At 70.9% G+C, this 16,151-nt stretch carries 12 protein-coding genes and 3 tRNA genes; 8 read left to right on the plus strand and 7 right to left on the minus strand.

From position 1 onward, the window contains the following. Nucleotides 1–112: 112 nt before the first annotated feature. Nucleotides 113–186 (minus strand) — tRNA-Cys (locus QRN27_RS17235). 60 nt (nucleotides 187–246) lie between these two features. Continuing rightward, a tRNA-Gly gene (locus tag QRN27_RS17240) sits at nucleotides 247–318 on the minus strand. Between the two features lie 165 nt (nucleotides 319–483). Between QRN27_RS17240 and QRN27_RS17245 the strand changes: the two genes are divergently transcribed. Continuing rightward, nucleotides 484–556 (plus strand) — tRNA-Val (locus QRN27_RS17245). Nucleotides 557–647: 91 nt separating this feature from the next. On the opposite strand, the gene QRN27_RS17250 is transcribed toward QRN27_RS17245, so the two are convergent. Next, nucleotides 648–2,249: an MFS transporter gene (locus QRN27_RS17250; protein WP_056005855.1), complete on the minus strand. Its 1,602-nt coding sequence runs from the start codon at nucleotides 2,247–2,249 to the stop codon at nucleotides 648–650. A 166-nt stretch (nucleotides 2,250–2,415) separates the two neighbouring features. On the opposite strand from QRN27_RS17250, the gene QRN27_RS17255 reads away from it, so the two are divergent. Together QRN27_RS17255 and QRN27_RS17260 are read left to right on the plus strand one after the other, a co-directional pair. Next, on the plus strand, nucleotides 2,416–3,156 hold the full coding sequence (locus QRN27_RS17255) for a histidine phosphatase family protein (RefSeq protein WP_285043274.1): 741 nt from the start codon (nucleotides 2,416–2,418) through the stop codon (nucleotides 3,154–3,156). Further along, nucleotides 3,143–4,024 (plus strand): ADP-dependent NAD(P)H-hydrate dehydratase, encoded by an 882-nt coding sequence (locus tag QRN27_RS17260; RefSeq protein ID WP_285043275.1) that lies wholly within the window; start codon nucleotides 3,143–3,145, stop codon nucleotides 4,022–4,024. Before QRN27_RS17255 ends, QRN27_RS17260 begins: the two co-directional genes overlap by 14 nt. Here the strand turns inward: QRN27_RS17260 and QRN27_RS17265 are convergent. Next, nucleotides 4,021–6,447 carry a phosphoketolase family protein gene (locus tag QRN27_RS17265; RefSeq protein ID WP_285043276.1) on the minus strand — a complete coding sequence of 809 codons (2,427 nt, stop codon included), beginning with the start codon at nucleotides 6,445–6,447 and terminating at the stop codon, nucleotides 4,021–4,023. The two genes, QRN27_RS17260 and QRN27_RS17265, sit on opposite strands and share 4 nt — an antisense overlap. Before the next feature lie 246 nt (nucleotides 6,448–6,693). On the opposite strand from QRN27_RS17265, the gene QRN27_RS17270 reads away from it, so the two are divergent. Genes QRN27_RS17270 through QRN27_RS17285 form a run of 4 tightly spaced genes read left to right on the plus strand, consistent with a single transcriptional unit; the run spans nucleotide 6,694 to nucleotide 10,878 of the window. Then, nucleotides 6,694–7,830, plus strand: a complete 1,137-nt coding sequence (locus tag QRN27_RS17270) for a glycosyltransferase (RefSeq protein ID WP_285043277.1) — start codon at nucleotides 6,694–6,696, stop codon at nucleotides 7,828–7,830. After that, nucleotides 7,827–8,969, plus strand: a complete 1,143-nt coding sequence (locus QRN27_RS17275; protein WP_285043278.1) for a glycosyltransferase — start codon at nucleotides 7,827–7,829, stop codon at nucleotides 8,967–8,969. The genes QRN27_RS17270 and QRN27_RS17275 overlap by 4 nt, the downstream gene beginning before the upstream one ends. Beyond that, a complete protein-coding gene (locus tag QRN27_RS17280; protein WP_285043279.1) occupies nucleotides 8,966–10,000 on the plus strand; it encodes a glycosyltransferase in 1,035 nt (344 codons plus the stop codon). Before QRN27_RS17275 ends, QRN27_RS17280 begins: the two co-directional genes overlap by 4 nt. Next, complete coding sequence (locus QRN27_RS17285; RefSeq protein WP_285043280.1) at nucleotides 9,997–10,878, plus strand: glycosyltransferase family 2 protein; 882 nt, start codon at nucleotides 9,997–9,999, stop codon at nucleotides 10,876–10,878. Before QRN27_RS17280 ends, QRN27_RS17285 begins: the two co-directional genes overlap by 4 nt. Here QRN27_RS17285 and QRN27_RS17290 read toward each other — a convergent pair. Genes QRN27_RS17290 through QRN27_RS17300 form a run of 3 tightly spaced genes read right to left on the minus strand, consistent with a single transcriptional unit; the run spans nucleotide 10,809 to nucleotide 14,454 of the window. Continuing rightward, nucleotides 10,809–12,029, minus strand: a complete 1,221-nt coding sequence (locus QRN27_RS17290; RefSeq protein ID WP_285043281.1) for a glycosyltransferase family 4 protein — start codon at nucleotides 12,027–12,029, stop codon at nucleotides 10,809–10,811. The genes QRN27_RS17285 and QRN27_RS17290 overlap by 70 nt on opposite strands. Beyond that, complete coding sequence (locus tag QRN27_RS17295; protein WP_285043282.1) at nucleotides 12,026–13,705, minus strand: ATP-grasp fold amidoligase family protein; 1,680 nt, start codon at nucleotides 13,703–13,705, stop codon at nucleotides 12,026–12,028. The genes QRN27_RS17290 and QRN27_RS17295 overlap by 4 nt, the downstream gene beginning before the upstream one ends. Beyond that, nucleotides 13,702–14,454, minus strand: coding sequence for an esterase/lipase family protein (locus QRN27_RS17300; protein ID WP_285043283.1), 753 nt, complete (start codon nucleotides 14,452–14,454; stop codon nucleotides 13,702–13,704). The genes QRN27_RS17295 and QRN27_RS17300 overlap by 4 nt, the downstream gene beginning before the upstream one ends. Before the next feature lie 148 nt (nucleotides 14,455–14,602). On the opposite strand from QRN27_RS17300, the gene QRN27_RS17305 reads away from it, so the two are divergent. Then, nucleotides 14,603–16,150 (plus strand): DUF3375 domain-containing protein, encoded by a 1,548-nt coding sequence (locus QRN27_RS17305; RefSeq protein ID WP_194669985.1) that lies wholly within the window; start codon nucleotides 14,603–14,605, stop codon nucleotides 16,148–16,150. The last annotated feature ends 1 nt before the right edge of the window (nucleotide 16,151 follow it).

A 16,151-nucleotide genomic window follows, 5' to 3' on the forward strand; every position in this document is an offset into this window, starting at 1 on the left:
GAACCAGTGACCTCTTCCGTGTCAGGGAAGCGCGCTACCGCTGCGCCAATCGCCCGGGTGGCGTGTGTGGACACGACGCCGGGATGTTGCTGATGGAACCGATGCTACCGAGTGGAGGTGGCGACGGGATTCGAACCCGTGTGGACGGCTTTGCAGGCCGCTGCCTAGCCTCTCGGCCACGCCACCATGTGTGACCGAACACACTGCCGAATGGGGTTCCTCACGGAACGACACCACTGACACTCGAGCGGATGACGAGATTCGAACTCGCGACCCTCACCTTGGCAAGGTGATGCGCTACCACTGCGCCACATCCGCATTGCTCGCATCACTGCGTGCTCGAACGACTCTAGCCGAAACCGGGACCGATGTTCAAACCGGCGCGCACGCCGCGCTTTGCGCGTGGCCGATGTGCGTTCGACACTCGGCATCGGCTAGTATCGTGACTCGCGGCTGTTCGGCACCCCGGTGCGAACGACCTGCGGGCGATTGGCGCAGTTGGTAGCGCGCTTCCTTCACACGGAAGAGGTCATCGGTTCGAGTCCGGTATCGCCCACAGCACACTCCTGGTCCGCCAGGAGTTTTTTTGTTCCCTCCGCACCCATCGCTGCGAATCCGGGCCGTCTCGGCCCGGCCTCCGCCTCGGGTCACGCGCGGGTCCGGCTCGGGAGGAAGTGCCGCTCGACGGGCTCGCCCTCGGTGTGCTCCAAGGCTGCCGCACGGATGTCGCGGTCGCGGCCGGTGAGACGCTGCGTCTCCTGCCGCCGGAACTCCCCCCACGACGGCACCATGAAGGTCTCCAGCTGCACGTCGGCCACCTCGCCGCTCCGGTACAGGGCCCATCTCGATGCGCCGGTTCGGCGACGGGAGCTCTCGACGCGACCCATCGCGGTCTGGAACGCGGCGAGCGAGTCGGGGTGGACCGTGTAGGAGATCTGCACGAGCACCGGCCCGTCGGTCGGCTGCGGCTCGAACACCAGCGTGGGCGTGGGCCACGACATCGTGATGCTGCGGTCGACGGTGCCCGTTCCCGGCAGCAGGGGCAGCACCCGCACACTGACCGCCACGAGGAGCAGCAGGACGGCCGAAGCGGCATAGGCGACCGACGTCCCGAGTGCCTGCGCGGCGAGTCCCCAACCGATCGAGCCGACGGCCATCGCTCCCATGAAGACGAGGATGTAGATCGAGGCTCCGCGGGACCGCACCCACTGCGGCAGGGTGAGCTGCAGGGCGGCGTTCAGCACGGTGAGGGTGCCGATCCAGGCCAGCCCCGCGAGCACGAGCAGGACGAGGGTCGGTACGAATGGCAGGAACGCCGCCGCGAGCGACCCCGCGGCGAAGAGCAGCGCACTCGCCGCGATGACGAGGTTGTCGGAGAACCGGCGTCGAGCGAGCGGCAGAGCGAAGATGCCCAGGACGGCACCGAGGCCGAGCGCGCCGAGCAGGAAGCCGTACCCGCTCGAATCGAGATGGAGTCGCTTCGCGGTGAGGGGCAGCAGTGCCCAGAGTGCGCTGGCCGGGAGGGCGAAGAGCGCCGACCGCAGCAGGATCCGGCGGACGAGATGCGCGGAAGCGACGTAGCGGACGCCCGCCTGCAGCGCGGCGCCGAACCGTTCGCGGTCGTCGAGACCGGTCTGCACCGGCCGCTTCCACCATACGAGGGCGATCACGGCCCCGACGAAGCTCAGCGCGTTGATCCCGAACACGACGGGCGCGCCGAAGGCCGACAGGACGACGCCGGCAAGGGCGGGACCGACCGCGCGGGCACCGTTCACCGTCACCCCGCCGAGCGCGGACGACGCCGCGATGAGGTTGCGGGGCACGAGCTCCGGCTGGATCGCCTGCCAAGCGGGCGACGTCAGGGTGGAGGTGATGCCGAGCAGGAAGGTGAAGCCGAGGATCGTCCAGGGGGTCAGCGCGCCGATCGCCGCCACCACCGTGAGGGTGGCGGCGAGGACGGCGCTCGCCGACGATCCCCAGATCAGCAGTCGTCGTCGGTCGAGCGAGTCCGCGAGAACCCCGGCCGGGAGCGCCACCAGGATGGCCGGTGCGAGGCTCGCGGTCTGCACGAGTGCGATCACCGCCGCTCCCGCAGCGGCTTCGACCAGGTACCACTGGGCGCCGACGGTCTGCATCCAGGTCCCGATGTTGCTGCCCAACTGGGCGAACCACAGCACCCTGAAGGCGGTGATCGCCATGGGTGCCCAGGCTGACGGTTGCGCGGGTGGGGTTGCAGAAGGTGCAGGCATGGTCGAACGATAGGACGCGCTCTTCGGTCGTGCATCGTCGCTTTGTCGCAAACCCGGCCGAACCGTGATCCGCCTCGACAAGCGGTCCGCGACCCCGGCCCATGCCGGATCATCGGCGAATCGTCAAGGTGTGTGACCACGGAGAACGGCTGATTAGCGTGGATGGATGGCCATCACGGAACTCATCCTCGTCCGCCACGGTGAAAGCGCCGGCAACGTCGCAGCACACGAAGCCGAACGCACCGGGGCCCACCGGATCGCCGTCCCGGATCGCGACGCCGACGTCCAGCTGACACCCCTCGGGGTGGAACAGGCCGCCGCGGTCGGCACCCGTCTGGCGGGTCTGGCTCCGACGGACCACCCGGACATCGTGTTCAGTTCGCCCTTCCGACGCGCCCACGAGACCGCGGTCGTCGCCCTCCGCGCGGCCGCCATGGACGCCGACGGCTTGCGACCGCTCGTCGACGAACGACTGCGCGACCGCGACCTCGGGATCCTCGACACGCTCACCTCACTCGGCGTCGATGCCGAATTCCCGGACGAGGCTGCGAGACGGCGCTTCCTCGGGAAGTTCTACTACCGGCCGCCGGGAGGTGAGTCGTGGACCGACGTGGCGCTCCGCATCCGGTCGTTCCTCCGGGACCTCGACCGATACCCGGACCGCACGCGCGCCCTGGTGGTCTGCCACGACGCCGTGATCTCGCTCTTCCGCTATGTGTGCGAGGGGTGGGACGAACACCGCGTCCTCGAGGAGGCGGCGTTGCGCCCCACCCCGAACGCCTCGTTCACCCACCTGGTCCACGACGGTCGGGCCTGGCGGGCGCGGGCCGCGAACGCGACGGCGCATCTGCAGCAGGAGCAGGTCGCGGTCACCGAGCACGCGGGGGTGCCTGATGTCCACCACTGAACCCATCGCGCTCACGCCGGGCGCGCTCGCCGCCTGGCCGCTTCCCGATCCCGGCTCGTCCAAGGACGACCGCGGATCGGTGCTCGTCGTCGGCGGAGCTCGGATGACCCCTGGCGCCGTCGCCTTGGCCGGGCTCGCCGCATTGCGGGTCGGTGCCGGCAGGATCACCCTCGCGGTCGGCGAGTCGGCGGCGTCCGCGCTCGCCGTGGCGTTCCCCGAGGCCGGCGTGATCGGCCTGGCCGAGACCACCGACGGAGCCGTCCGCGGTGACGCCGTCGATCGTCTCGACGACGAACTGGACGTCGACTGCGTCCTGCTCGGCCCCGGCCTCGACGACGCGGATGAGGCAGTCGCCCTGCTCCGTCGGATCCGGCCGTCGCTGGGCGCGGAGACGGTCGTGATCCTCGACGCCTTCGGGCTCGGGGCGCTCTCGCATCTCCCCGAATTCTCGAAGGGGCTCGAGGACCGGCTCGTCTTCACCCCGAACGTCGCGGAGGCGGCGATCCTGCTCGATGTCGACGAGGCGGACCCCGAGACCGCGCCAGGCGAGCTGGCACGACGCCACGGTGCCGCCGTCACCTGCCAGGGACGGATCTCTGACGGGCGTCAGGACTTCGTCGCGCCCGGTGGCGGCCCGGTCCTCGGCACCGCCGGGAGCGGAGACGTGCTCGCCGGAGCGATCGCTGGGCTCGCGGCGAGAGGGCTCTCCCCACTGGCGGCGAGCTGCTGGGGCACCGTGCTCCACGCCTCGTCCGGTGATCGGGTCGCCGAACGGATCGGGCCCTTGGGTGCCCTCGCCCGCGAGTTCGCGGACGAGCTCCCGATGCTGCTGCAGTCCTTCGACCGCTCGAGCGACGAGGCTCCCTAGGAGACCACCGGCCAGCGCCAGGAGGTGATCTCAGGCGCATCCTCACCGAACTCGCGCGTGTGCTCCTGCGCACGATGCCGGGCGTCCTGCATCTCCTGGCGGAGTCCCGCGTACCGTTCGCCGAGCCCGGGAGTCCGGTCGATCGCGTCGCAGACGAGCGAATAGCGGTCGATCCGGTTGAGCATCACCATGTCGAACGGCGTGGTCGTGGTCCCGTTCTCCAGGTACCCGCGGACGTGCAACTGCTCGTGTCCGTGGCGTTTGTACGTCAGCCGATGGATGAGCCATGGGTACCCGTGGTACGCGAAGACGACGGGCCGATCCGTGGTGAACACGCTGTCATACTCCGCGTCCGAGATGCCGTGGGGATGCTGGTCCTCACTCATGAGCCGCATGAGGTCGACGACGTTCACGACGCGGACGGCGAGACCGGGGATGCGCTCCCGGAGGATGCTGACGGCGGCCAGCGTCTCCAGAGTGGGGACGTCGCCCGCGCAAGCCATCACGAGGTCCGGCTGCTCCCCCGGACGCTCCGAGCCGGCGAAGGGCAGGACGCCGAGCCCGCGGGCGCAGTGCTCTCGCGCGTCGTCGACACCGAGCCAGACCGGCTCGACGTCCTTCCCGGCGACGATCACGTTGATCTCGTCCGTGCTCTGCAGGCAGTGCTCCGCGACGACGAGGAGCGTGTTCGCGTCGAACGGGAGATAGACCCGGATGACGCCGGGCTTCTTGTTGACGACGTGGTCGATGAACCCCGGATCCTGATGGGAGAACCCGTTGTGGTCCTGACGCCACACGTGGCTCGTCAGCAGGTAGTTCAAGCTCGCCACCGGGCGACGCCACTCCAGCGCGCGAGCGCCGTTCAACCACTTCGCGTGCTGGTTGAACATGGAGTCGACGATGTGGATGAAGGCCTCGTAACAGGTGAAGAGACCGTGCCTGCCCGTCAGCAGATAGCCCTCCAGCCAGCCCTCGCACTGGTGTTCGCTGAGCATCTCCATCACGCGGCCGACGCGGGCCAGATGTTCGTCTCCCGGGACGGTCTCCGCGTTCCACTGGCGCTCGGTGACGTCGAACACCGCCTGGAGCCGGTTGCTGGCGAGCTCGTCGGGAGCGAAGATCCGGAAGGTGGTCGGGTTCCGTCGGATGACGTCGGCGAGCCAGTGGCCGAGGACAGCCGTCGCGCCGGCATCGACAGCGCCGGGCGCTGTGGAGACGACCGCGGCGTCGTCGATCGGCGGTAGGTCGAGGTCCGTGCGCAGGAGGCCACCGTTTGCGTGCGGCGTCGCACTCATCCTGGCGTCCCCGCGCGGCGCCAGGGCGCGCACCTCGGGGATCACCGCCCCATGCTCGTCGAACAGCTCCTCGGGTCGGTAGCTCCGCATCCAGGCCTCGAGGATCGCCGTGTGCTCCTCGGTGTCGCGGGCGTTCGCGAGCGGGACCTGGTGCGCGTGGAACGTCCCTTCGACCCGTGCCCCGTCGATCTCCTCGGGGCAGGTCCACCCCTTCGGCGTGCGCAGGACGATCATCGGCCAGACGGGCCGCTCGGTGTCCCCCGCAGCGGCTCTGGCCTTGATCGCGGCGATGCGGTCGAGCACGACGTCGAGGACCTCGGCCAGTCGCCGATGCACGTGCATGGGATCCTCGCCGTCGAAGCCGCCCTCGACGAAGAACGGCTCGTGACCGTACCCGCGGAGCAGGCTGTCGAGCTCGGCCTGCGGGATGCGGGCCAGGAGCGTCGGGTTCGCGATCTTGTAGCCGTTCAGGTGGAGGATCGGGAGGACCACGCCGTCCTGAATCGGGTCGATGAACTTGTTGGAATGCCAGCTCGTCGCGAGCGGGCCGGTCTCCGCCTCCCCGTCGCCGACGACCGCGGCGACGAGGAGGTCGGGGTTGTCGAAGGCGGCGCCGTAGGCGTGACTGAGGACGTACCCCAGCTCGCCGCCCTCATGGATGCTCCCCGGGGTCTCGGGTGCCGCGTGACTCGGCACCCCGCCCGGGAAGCTGAACTGCCGGAAGAAGCGGGTGAGGCCCTCCTCGGACTCGGCGACGTCGGGGTAGATCTCGCTGTAGGTGCCCTCCAGATAGGCGCTCGCGAGGATCGCCGGACCACCGTGACCGGGTCCGGCGATGAACATCGTCGACTGCCCGCGTTCCGCGATGACCCGGTTGAGGTGCGCGTAGGCGAGGTTCAGACCGGGAGCGGTCCCCCAGTGACCGAGCAGCCGGCGCTTGATGTGGCCCGCCTCGAGCGGACGCCGGAGCAGTGGGTTGTCGAGCAGGTAGATCTGCCCGACGGACAGGTAGTTCGCGGCACGCCACCAGGCGTCGACCTGCGAAAGGGTCGCGTCCGACACCGGTGCTCCGCCCTCCCGCGACGGCCAGGAGTCGGTCGGCGATGCGTGTTGTTCATCATGCGTCATCGTCCAACCGTCCCAGAATCCCGGATCGGAGGACAGGGGTGGCGCTCGCGCGGAACGGCGCGCAGGCATCCGGCTCGGCGACCCCGGTCCGACCCGTCGCTCCGTCGGCGGCATGTTGGTGCAGCGGGGGTGCCGCGTCAAGGGTCCAGGGCAGTCTGATCATCGGCCCTATCGTCGGATGACGGCGTGTTCATACGCCGTCACATCCGTGCGCATCGCGCCCGCAGTCGAACAGGGGATTCCGCCATGCAGTCGATCGTGACGCCACATCCCGGCGCCCGAGTCGCCGAACCCTCGACCCGCCCGATCCGGGTCGTGTCGGTACCGGCGGCGCACCCCTACGTCCGCCGGATCTCCGCGTCGACCGAGATCGAGGTGCTGAGCGATCCACCGGTCGCCGGCGCGCCGGCCGGCGTCTGGTGGCCACCGGTCGCCCTCGACCCGGCCTGGATCCGAGCACACGCCGCCGAGGCGGACCTCCTCCACATCCACTTCGGGACGGAATCCTTCCCACCCGGGTACGTCACCGCGTGCCTCGTGGCTGCACACGAGGTGGGCTGGCCCGTCGTGTACACCGTGCACGACCTCGAGCACCCGCAGCTCGAGGAGCAGGCCGCCTACGATGACCAGCTCGACGAGCTCGTCCGCGGTGCTGACGCCCTGGTGACCCTCACACAGGGTGCCGCCGATGGGATCCGTGAGCGCTGGGGTCGCGACGCGACCGTCATCCGGCACCCGTCGCTGCTCTCGGACGAGGTCCGTGTCCCGGCCGTCCTGGCCTCCGCTGAGATCCGCGTCGGCGTCCACCTGAAGGACCTCCGTCCCAACGTCGACGCGGTCGGCACCGTCACGACGCTCCTCGAAGCCGTCGGGCGACTCCGCGCCAGAGGCACCGCCGTCGTCGCCGAGGTACGACTGCACCACTCCGTCCGCGATCCGGACGCGCGGGACGCGGTCCGGCGGCTCGTGGGGGCATCGGACGCCGACCTCCTCATCGAGCACGAACGTCTGGACGACGACGGACTCGCCATCGCCCTCAGCTGGCTCGACGTCTGCGTCCTCCCCTACCGTCACGGCACGCACTCCGGCTGGCTCGAGCTGTGCTGGGACCTCGCCGTCCCCGTCGCGGTCCCGGACGGCGTCGGGGAGTACGCCGAGCAGCACGCTGATGACACCGTCGTCGCCTATCGCCCGGGAGACGCCGCCTCCCTGGAGCGCGCCTTCGACGACCTCGTGCAGGTGGAGGGCACGACCCGTCCGGGTTCCCCCGACCGCCTCACCGCCGTGGCGGAGCGTCGCTCCCGCCGCGCCACCACGGATGCCGACGGGGTCGCCGCCCACGTCGCCGTGTACCGCCGAGTCCTCGCCGAGCAGGCCTCATGACGGCCGGTCGCCGACTGCGCGTCGTCGTCGTCGCCCCGCTGCGGTTCCCCATCAGGCGCCCGCACGCCGGTGGACTCGAATCCGCCGTCTGGTCGGAGGTGGCAGCGCTGCGGGCCAGGGGCCACGAGGTGACGTTCATCGGTGTCCGCGGATCCGACTTCGTCGAGCGTGGCAGCGTCTTCGAGCTCCCCGAACTGCGGTGGCCGCGTTGGGCCTCGCCGGACGACGAGCGCTACCCGCCGAGCCATGCGACACGCTCGATCCCGGCGCTCCGGCGTGCGCTCGAAGCGATCTCCGCCCGACCGGGACGCTACGACGTCGTCTCGAACCACTGCCTGGACGCGCTCCCGGTGGAGTTGGCACCCCGGCTGGGCGTCCCGATGATCACCACGCTGCACACGCCGGTCGACGCCTCGGTGGCCGCTGCGGCCAACCGTTCCGGTGCCGCGGGCAGCCGATTCCTGTCGGTGAGCGAGTACACCCGTCGGACCTGGGCGGATGCGGGTGTCGAGTCCGAGGTGTTGCTCAACGGCATCGATCCGACGGCATGGCCGGCAGGACGTGGTGGTGAGGACCTCGTGTGGTTCGGCCGGATCGTCGCGGAGAAGGCACCGCACCTCGCGGTCGACGTCGCGCGGCGACTCGGACGACGGCTCGTCATCGCCGGCCGGGTCGGTGATCCGGCCTACGCCGAGCGCGTCCTGGCACCGCTGCTCGGTCGCGACGTCCGCCACGTCGGCCCCCTCGAACCGACCCGGCTCGCCGCCCTCGTCGGCCGCAGCGCCGCAGCCGTGTCGACGCCGGCCTGGGCGGAACCGTTCGGGCTCGTGGCGCCGGAAGCACTCATGACGGGGACGCCGGTCGTCAGCTTCGCCGTCGGTGGCGTCCCGGAGATCGCCCAGGCGAGCGTCGGCATGCAGGTCGTCGCCGCCGGTGATCTGGCCGCGATGGCGGACCGGGTCGACGGACTCATCCGGCAGTCGGAACTGGATCGCGGGTTCCGGAGCACGATCCGCGCGTCGGCCCTCGCGCGGTTCTCCCTCGAAGCCCGGGTGAGCCGGCTCGAAGGCCACTTCGACGCGCTCCTGGCCGGTTCGCCCGTGCTCGACGCCGGCCGTGTCGACGAGCTGACTTCGTGAGGCCGCTGATCGGGTGGTACGTGCACCACCATGGTCGGGGTCACGTCACGCGACTGCTCGCCGTCCTCCCCCACCTCGACGCCGACGTCGTCTGTTTCAGTTCGCTTCCGCGCCCTGACGCGCTTCCGCAGCACTGCACCTGGGTGCGGCTCGACCGTGACGACGAGGTACCGGAGGGTGGACCGCGGCCGGACGAGTCCGACCCGACCGCCGACGGACTGCTCCACTGGGCGCCGCTCGGACACGTCGGGCATCGAGGGCGTCTCGCGACCATCGCCGAGACGCTCGCACGGCGACGCATCGACACGATGGTGGTCGACGTGTCGGCCGAGGTCGTGCTGCTCGCCCGGCTGCTCGGCGTCGCCACCGTGGTCATGGCGCAGCCGGGCCGACGCGACGACACACCACACACCCTGGCGTTCCGCGCTGCGTCCCGGATCATCGCGCCGTGGCCGGCCGGACTACTGGACCTCGAGCACCTCCGGCCCGTCCAGGACAAGGTGGTCCACACCGGCGGGATCAGTCGGTTCGAGGGTCGCGACCGTCCGAGCCCCGGCGGCGAGCGGAGCGGCGTGCTGCTCCTCGGCGGGGCGGGTGGTAGCGCGGTGTCGGTCGAAGCGATCGAAACCGCGGCTCAAGCGAGCGGGCGTCGTTGGGCGTCCCTGGGTGCCGGTGCCGGATCCGTCTGGGCCGACGATCCGTGGGACGCGCTCTGCCGCGCCGAGGTGGTCGTGTCCTGGGCCGGTCAGAACGCCGTCGCCGACCTCGCCGCCGTCGGAGCCAAGGCCGTGGTCGTCCCGCAGGAACGGCCGTTCGAAGAACAGGCGACGACGGCTCTGGCCCTCCAGCGGGCCGGCCTGGCGATCGTTCCGGACGGCTGGCCGGATCCCGCCGAGTGGCCGGGCCTCCTCGACCGCGCAGCGACGCTCGACCCCGATTGGGACCGATGGCAGGTGGTCGGAGCGGCTCGCCGGGCGGCAGCGGTCATCGAGGCCGTCGCCGCCGACGCGCCGCCCGGAGGAGACCGATGAGGATCGCCGTGGTCACGATGTGCTCGAGCCCGAGGCTGCAGCACCTCGAACGTCAGCTCGAGGCCGTCGGAGCATCGATCGGCACGTCGGCGGACATCGTGGAACGCGTCGTCGTCTGGATCGGTCACGACGAACCACCGGCCCTCGACGCCGAGCGGGTGCTCCATGTCCCGCCGGGACCGGACGGGTTGCGACTGGCGGCCGGTCGGAACGCCGGCGCGGCGCTCGCGATCGAGCACGGGGCCGAGCTCCTGGTGTTCCTCGACGCGGACTGCGTCCCCGGACCGGAGCTGCTCCCCCGCTACCGCGAGGCGTCCGACCGGCACGTCGACGCCGTGCTCTGCGGGCCGGTGACCTACCTCCAGCCGGGGACGGACGTCTCCGATGGGCGAGTGCTGGCCGCCGCGACCGCGCCCCATCCGGCCCGACCGAATCCCGCGGCGGACGACGAGCGTGTCGCGACAGCGGACGAGTACCCGCTGTTCTGGTCGCTGTCCTTCGCGACCAGCGCCGCGACCTGGTCCGCGACCGCCGGGTTCGACGAGGGGTACGAAGGGTACGGCGGCGAGGACACCGACTTCGCGTTCGCCCTCCGTGAGGCGGGCACACCGCTGGTCTGGGTCGGTGGCGCACACGCCTATCACCAGTACCACGAGACGCAACGCCCACCGTGGCAGCACCTGGACGACATCCTCCGGAACGGCGCCCGCTTCGCCGCGCGATGGGGCACGTGGCCCATGACGGGGTGGCTGGAGGCGTTCGCCGAGGCCGGAGCCGTGCGGAACGTCGGCGATGGTTGGGTCCGCGCTCAGCCGACCCGGCCGAGCAGTCCGTCGACGGCGGCCACCAGATCCCTGGCGACGGGGTCGGGCGCGTAACGGTCGACGGTCTGCGCCGCGACCGATGCCCGGCGCCTCGCGGCGACCGGGTCCTGGAGGATCTCATGGAGCGCCCCGGCGAGCGCACCGACGTCGCAGGGTCGCACCATCGAGCAGTCGACGCCGTCGGTGCAGAAGTCGTCGTAGCCGCTGCCGGACGTGACGACGAGCGGTGTTCCGATCGTCCGTACCTCGAGTGCGACGTTCCCGAACCCCTCCCACCGAGACGGGCACATCACCACGGATGCCGAGGCCACGGCCCGGAACAGCTCGTCCCCTGGCACGTGTCCCAGCCAGACGACCTGGGCGCGTGCCGAAGCGGGGACCAGGTCGAGGAGCGCGGCCACCTGCGGTTCGAACCGGCCGTCGCCGCTGGCTCCAGCGAGGACGAGGCGGGCGTCCGGCACGTCCTGCACGAGTCTGGCGTAGGCCGAGACCGCCTCGACGACCCCTTTGCGTCGTTCGAGTCGTCCGAGGAAGAGCACGGTCGGCGCCGATCCGGACGGCCACCGCTCGGGAAGCCCGGAGCTCGCGGCGGCGATCCGGACGGCTGCCACGTCGATGCAGTTGCGGACGACGACGGACGGCGGCAGGTCGCCGACGAGGTCGTGCGTCCGGGCGAGCATGGCGGTCGAGATCGCGACGAGGGCGGCGGACCTGGTGATCTGGCGGGTCTCGAGCGCGTCCTGGACGACCACGCCGAAGCGGTCGGCCGCCGGGAAGTCCCGGAGGGTGAATCCCGAGATCCGGTTGGACAACCGCATGCTGGTCGCCAGGTTGGTCACGAGCGGTGCCGACCGCGGCAGCGCCGATCCGAGGGCGCTCCACTCGGGCAGGAGGACGCGGTCGTACCGCCGTCGTCGGTACGCCCGGCGGACGACCCGCGCGTTCCGGATCATCGTGCGCACGCGCGAAGACCGTCCGGCGGTCCCGGGGGTGGACACGAGCCGGACACCGCCGAGGTCCACGTCGGTCGACAGCCCGCCGTCAGTACAGACGACGAGGTCGACGTCGACCCCGGCTCGGACGAGCGCGGGGAGGAGTGCCGCATAGTGCCGTCCGATCCCACCCGTGTAGTCCGTCAGCCCCGCATACTCCGTCGTGGCCACGAGCCAGCGCTGCCGACGCGGCCCGCCGAGCGGCTCGGTCATCGGTACCGCCTCGGCACCGTCCACCAGGAGCCGAACTCCGCGTTGTACGACTCGGGGTCGAAGGGGCTGTCGCCGCCGGCGGGGTAGCTCGTCAGCTCGCCGAACACGATCCGATCACCGAGGTCGTAGAGGTCGACCCGCACGAAGTCGGTTCCCTCCGCCAGTCGTTCGGCCATTCGGATCATCTCGTCGAGCCGCTGGGGCGCCTGCGGTTCCGGATCGGCCCACGGCGGGCCGCCGCTCATCGGGAGGTGGCTCCAGTCCGGTCGGAAGAAGTCCTGGGTCCGGCGTCCGAACCGACCGGCGTCGACCTGGATGTACCGGCAGCGTCCGTGGAACACGAACAGCTTGTAGTCGTCGGGAATGCCGCCGTCCGGTCCGGTCAGCAACTCCTCGACGATGATCCGCCGTGGCACCTGGCCGTAGACCCACTCGCGGTTCGGACCCTGTCCGTACAGCTGGGCCACCCAGCCGTCGGCGATGGAGACGAGTGCCTCGCGGGTGACCGCTTCAGGACGGACGTGTCGGTACACCCAGCTGCCGGGTTCGGTGGGCAGGCGGGTATCGGGCGAGGCAGCCGGCGAGACGACGATGGCCGCGCCACTCCCGTGCGTCGGCTTCACCACGTACGACGCCGGGAGGTCCAGCTCGCGCAGCGCGCGCGGATCGTCGAGGACCCCGTACGCCTGCGGAAGCGCTGAGGAGCCGATGCGCGAGGCGACATATTCGCGGACGGCGGCCTTGTCGGCGAAGGTGACGATCATCGGCCGCCGGTCGCGGAGCATCTTGTACCGGACCTTCTCCCGGAAGGTCTGCGGCCGACGGGTGCGCCACCGTCGGGCGGCGAGCACGAGTGCGCTGCGCTCCCGCCAGCGCACGCTCGACGACCCGGTGGGAGCAGCCGTCACCGCCGCATGCAACCGTGTGGTGTGATGCGCCCATCGGACGATCGGCAACTCCTGCGGCCAGTGCACCCGTAACGTCGCCCACCCTCGGCGGAGGCGGACCGCCAGCGATGCGGCATCACTGAACGGGCGCATCGACATCCCCATCCCGAGCTCCCGGTCGTAGCGGACGCGTCGGTCGAGGCCCAGGTGGGCCGACACGTCCAGGTCGTCGTGCAGCTCGGCATCGTGGCGATGCACCGCGTGCGCGATCTCGTCCCACGTCGCCCGGCGGATCGCGCAGTTGGATCCGAAGATCGGCGTCTGCGCGAGGGCCGCGCCGACGAAGAGCCGGTACGCGCCGAGGTAGACGGCCGCGAGCGGCGCCCGGAGCGGGCGAGGACCGTCGATGAACGTCGCCGGTCCCGTGAGCGCGTCGAGCTCGGGCTCCGCGCGGAAAGCCTCGGCGATCCGGGTCAGCCAGTCGGGCGGTGGCACGCAGTCCGCGTCGAGCCTCGCCACGACGGTCGCCGTCGCGCGGTCGAACCCGGCGGCGTTGGCGGCCGGGATGCCGGGCACCGGCTCGTCGATGAGGACGGCCCCGTACCGTTCCGTGATCGCGGCGACTTCCGCCCGGTCGAGGCTGCCGTTGTCGACGACGATGATCGACGCCGGCCGGGTGTCCTGTGCCCGTAGCGAGCGCAGGCAGCGGCGCAGGAGCGCGGCGTCGTCCTTCACCGGCACGACCACGTCGACGGTCACGGTCTCGAGGTCGGTGGTCTCGATCGTCATGCTTCCCCTCCGTCGGCGAGCAGCTGTGCCTCGGCGAACACCCGGGGGTGCGCGAGGATCCGGAAGTGGCCGCCGGTGTCCAGCTGGACGTTCTTGGCCCCGTCGAGTCGGCTTCCGCCGGGGATGTGCGGGTCGAAGCGGCCGTAGACGGATACGATCCTCGGGTTCACGGCCGCCTCGCGGGTCAAGGCGAGGATCGTCGGGTCGTTCGGGATGAAGATCCGCAGACTCGGGAGGAGCATGAGCTTCGCGTAGCGCGATCCGGCGAACGGTGCGGCGACGGCCAGCATCCCGGCGATCCGGTCTCCACTTCCGCTGAGCGACATGACGTACTTCCCCACGAGGCCGCCCTTGCTGTGTGCGAGGAGCACCGCGTCCTGGAGGTCGGTGGCCTCCAGGTAGTCGGCGACCAGCCGGGCCGCGACCGGGACCGTCCGGTCGTTGCGCCCGAGCGGGTCGATCACGTGCACCGGGTGACCGTCGTCGTGGAGGCGGCGGATGAGCGGCTCGAGGAAGCGCCAGGTCTCGTAGACGCCCGGCAGGACGACGACGGGTGATCGGTCGCCGGAGAGGAACCCGTGCGGGTCCGTCCGGCTGACGAACGCCCGCACCTGCCAGACGACGGCGTAGGCGTAGTCGCGGACCCACCAGCCCAGCGTCCGCAGTGCGGACCGGATCACCGTCGCACCGCCGTCCGCCTCAATCGTCTCCCCGCCGAAGGCCGGGGCGTGCACCTGTTCCCATCCCATCACCGTATCGGGGGCGCTCGGCACGGCCGCGGACCTTGACAGGAGGCTCTGCTCCACCCCGCCGGCCGTCGAGCGGGGCGCGACGCTGATAATCTTGTCCCTGCAGTGGCCTCGGGGTGTTCGTGTGCCCGGGTGACCGAGGAGTGCAGTGGGAGAGATCGACGGCGAGTTCGACCGTGTCCGGAACGCTCTGGAACGGCCGGCCATCCGGTTGCTGAGCCGTCCAACGGCGCCAGCCGTCGTCGCGATCTTCCGCACCACCTTCGGTCGGGACGTCCAGTTCGTCGCGGCCGACCGTTTCCACCTGCAGGTGGAGGAGTATCTCGCGGAGCTCGGAGCCCGTGGCGCCCGCATCCCGGCCGGCGGCGACGAGCGCGGTGGTGGCCGGACCCTCTGCCGTGAGTGGGTGCACGATCAGTGGCTCGTCCGCACCAGCACCGACGACGGCGAGGAGCAGTACTCGCTCACGTCACACGCGCTGGAGGCGGTGTCGCTCGTCGACGGACTGGCGCACGACCGGGCGTTGATCAGCGAATCGCGGCTGACCATGATCCTCGACTCCGTCCGTCGCTGGGCACTGCAGGCCGACCCCGATCGGGAGGAGCATCTGCGACGCATCGACGCCCAACTCGCCGAACTCCAAGCGGAGCGCGAGCGTGTCGCGGCCGGTGGGACGGTCGTCGCAGCGAGCGACGACCGCATGCACGACGGCTACGCCAACATCGCCGACCTCATCCGCCAGCTCCCGAGCGACTTCCGCCGGGTCGAGGAGTCCGTGATCGCGATGCACCGGCGCATCGTCGAGGACTTCCGGAACGACACCCGGCCGATCGGTGAGATCCTCGACGACTACCTCCGACGCACCGACGAACTGATGACGGCCACCGCCGAGGGTCGGGCGTTCGAGGGTGCGTTCGAGCTGCTGCGCAACGACGAGCTGCTGCAGGACCTCAAACGCGACCTCTCGACGATCCTCGACCACCCCTTCTCCTCCCGCCTCGGCCCGGCGGAGCTCCGGGGCTTCCGCGGCGCCGTCGGCATCATCCGGCAGGGCATCGACGACGTCCTCGCACAGCGGCGTCGGCTCACCGCGACCCTCCGCGACCACATCGTCCATCACGACGTCGTCCAGGACCGCGAGCTCGACACGACGCTGCGCGCGCTCAACCAACGACTCGGCATCTGGATGCGGACCGCCGGCCCCCGCGCGACGGTCGACGTGCCGCTGCTCCCCGAGGCGATCGACGTCGAACACCTGCGTGAGCGCTTCTACGACCCCGACGTCGAGGCCGCTCCCCCGCCGATCACCACGGCGCCGGAACGGACGGACGTCGCGTCCATGTCACTCGACACCTTGCGCTCGCAGGGCGGCCCCCTGCTGGACGAGCTCCGAGCCGGGTTGCTCGCGGCGGCGACGTCCGGAGCCTCGGACGCCCACACGGCGTTCACCGGGCTCGACCCCGAGCTGCGGCGCCCCGTCGAACTGTTCGGTCTGGTCCATCTGATGACGCAGCTCGGCGCGTACGACGAGGCGGGTCCCCGACGCCGCTATGAGACGGTCCGCCCCGACGGGACGACGGCGGCCTTCGACCTTCCGGCCTTCCCCCTCGACGAGACCGGCATCACCGGCTTGACCCGGGCCACGACGACCTCGACCACAGCGGCCCGCGATCGCGCGTCGCGCGGAACGGAATGAC

This window comes from Plantibacter sp. LMC-P-059a, assembly GCF_030209505.1.
Taxonomy (GTDB): domain Bacteria; phylum Actinomycetota; class Actinomycetes; order Actinomycetales; family Microbacteriaceae; genus Plantibacter.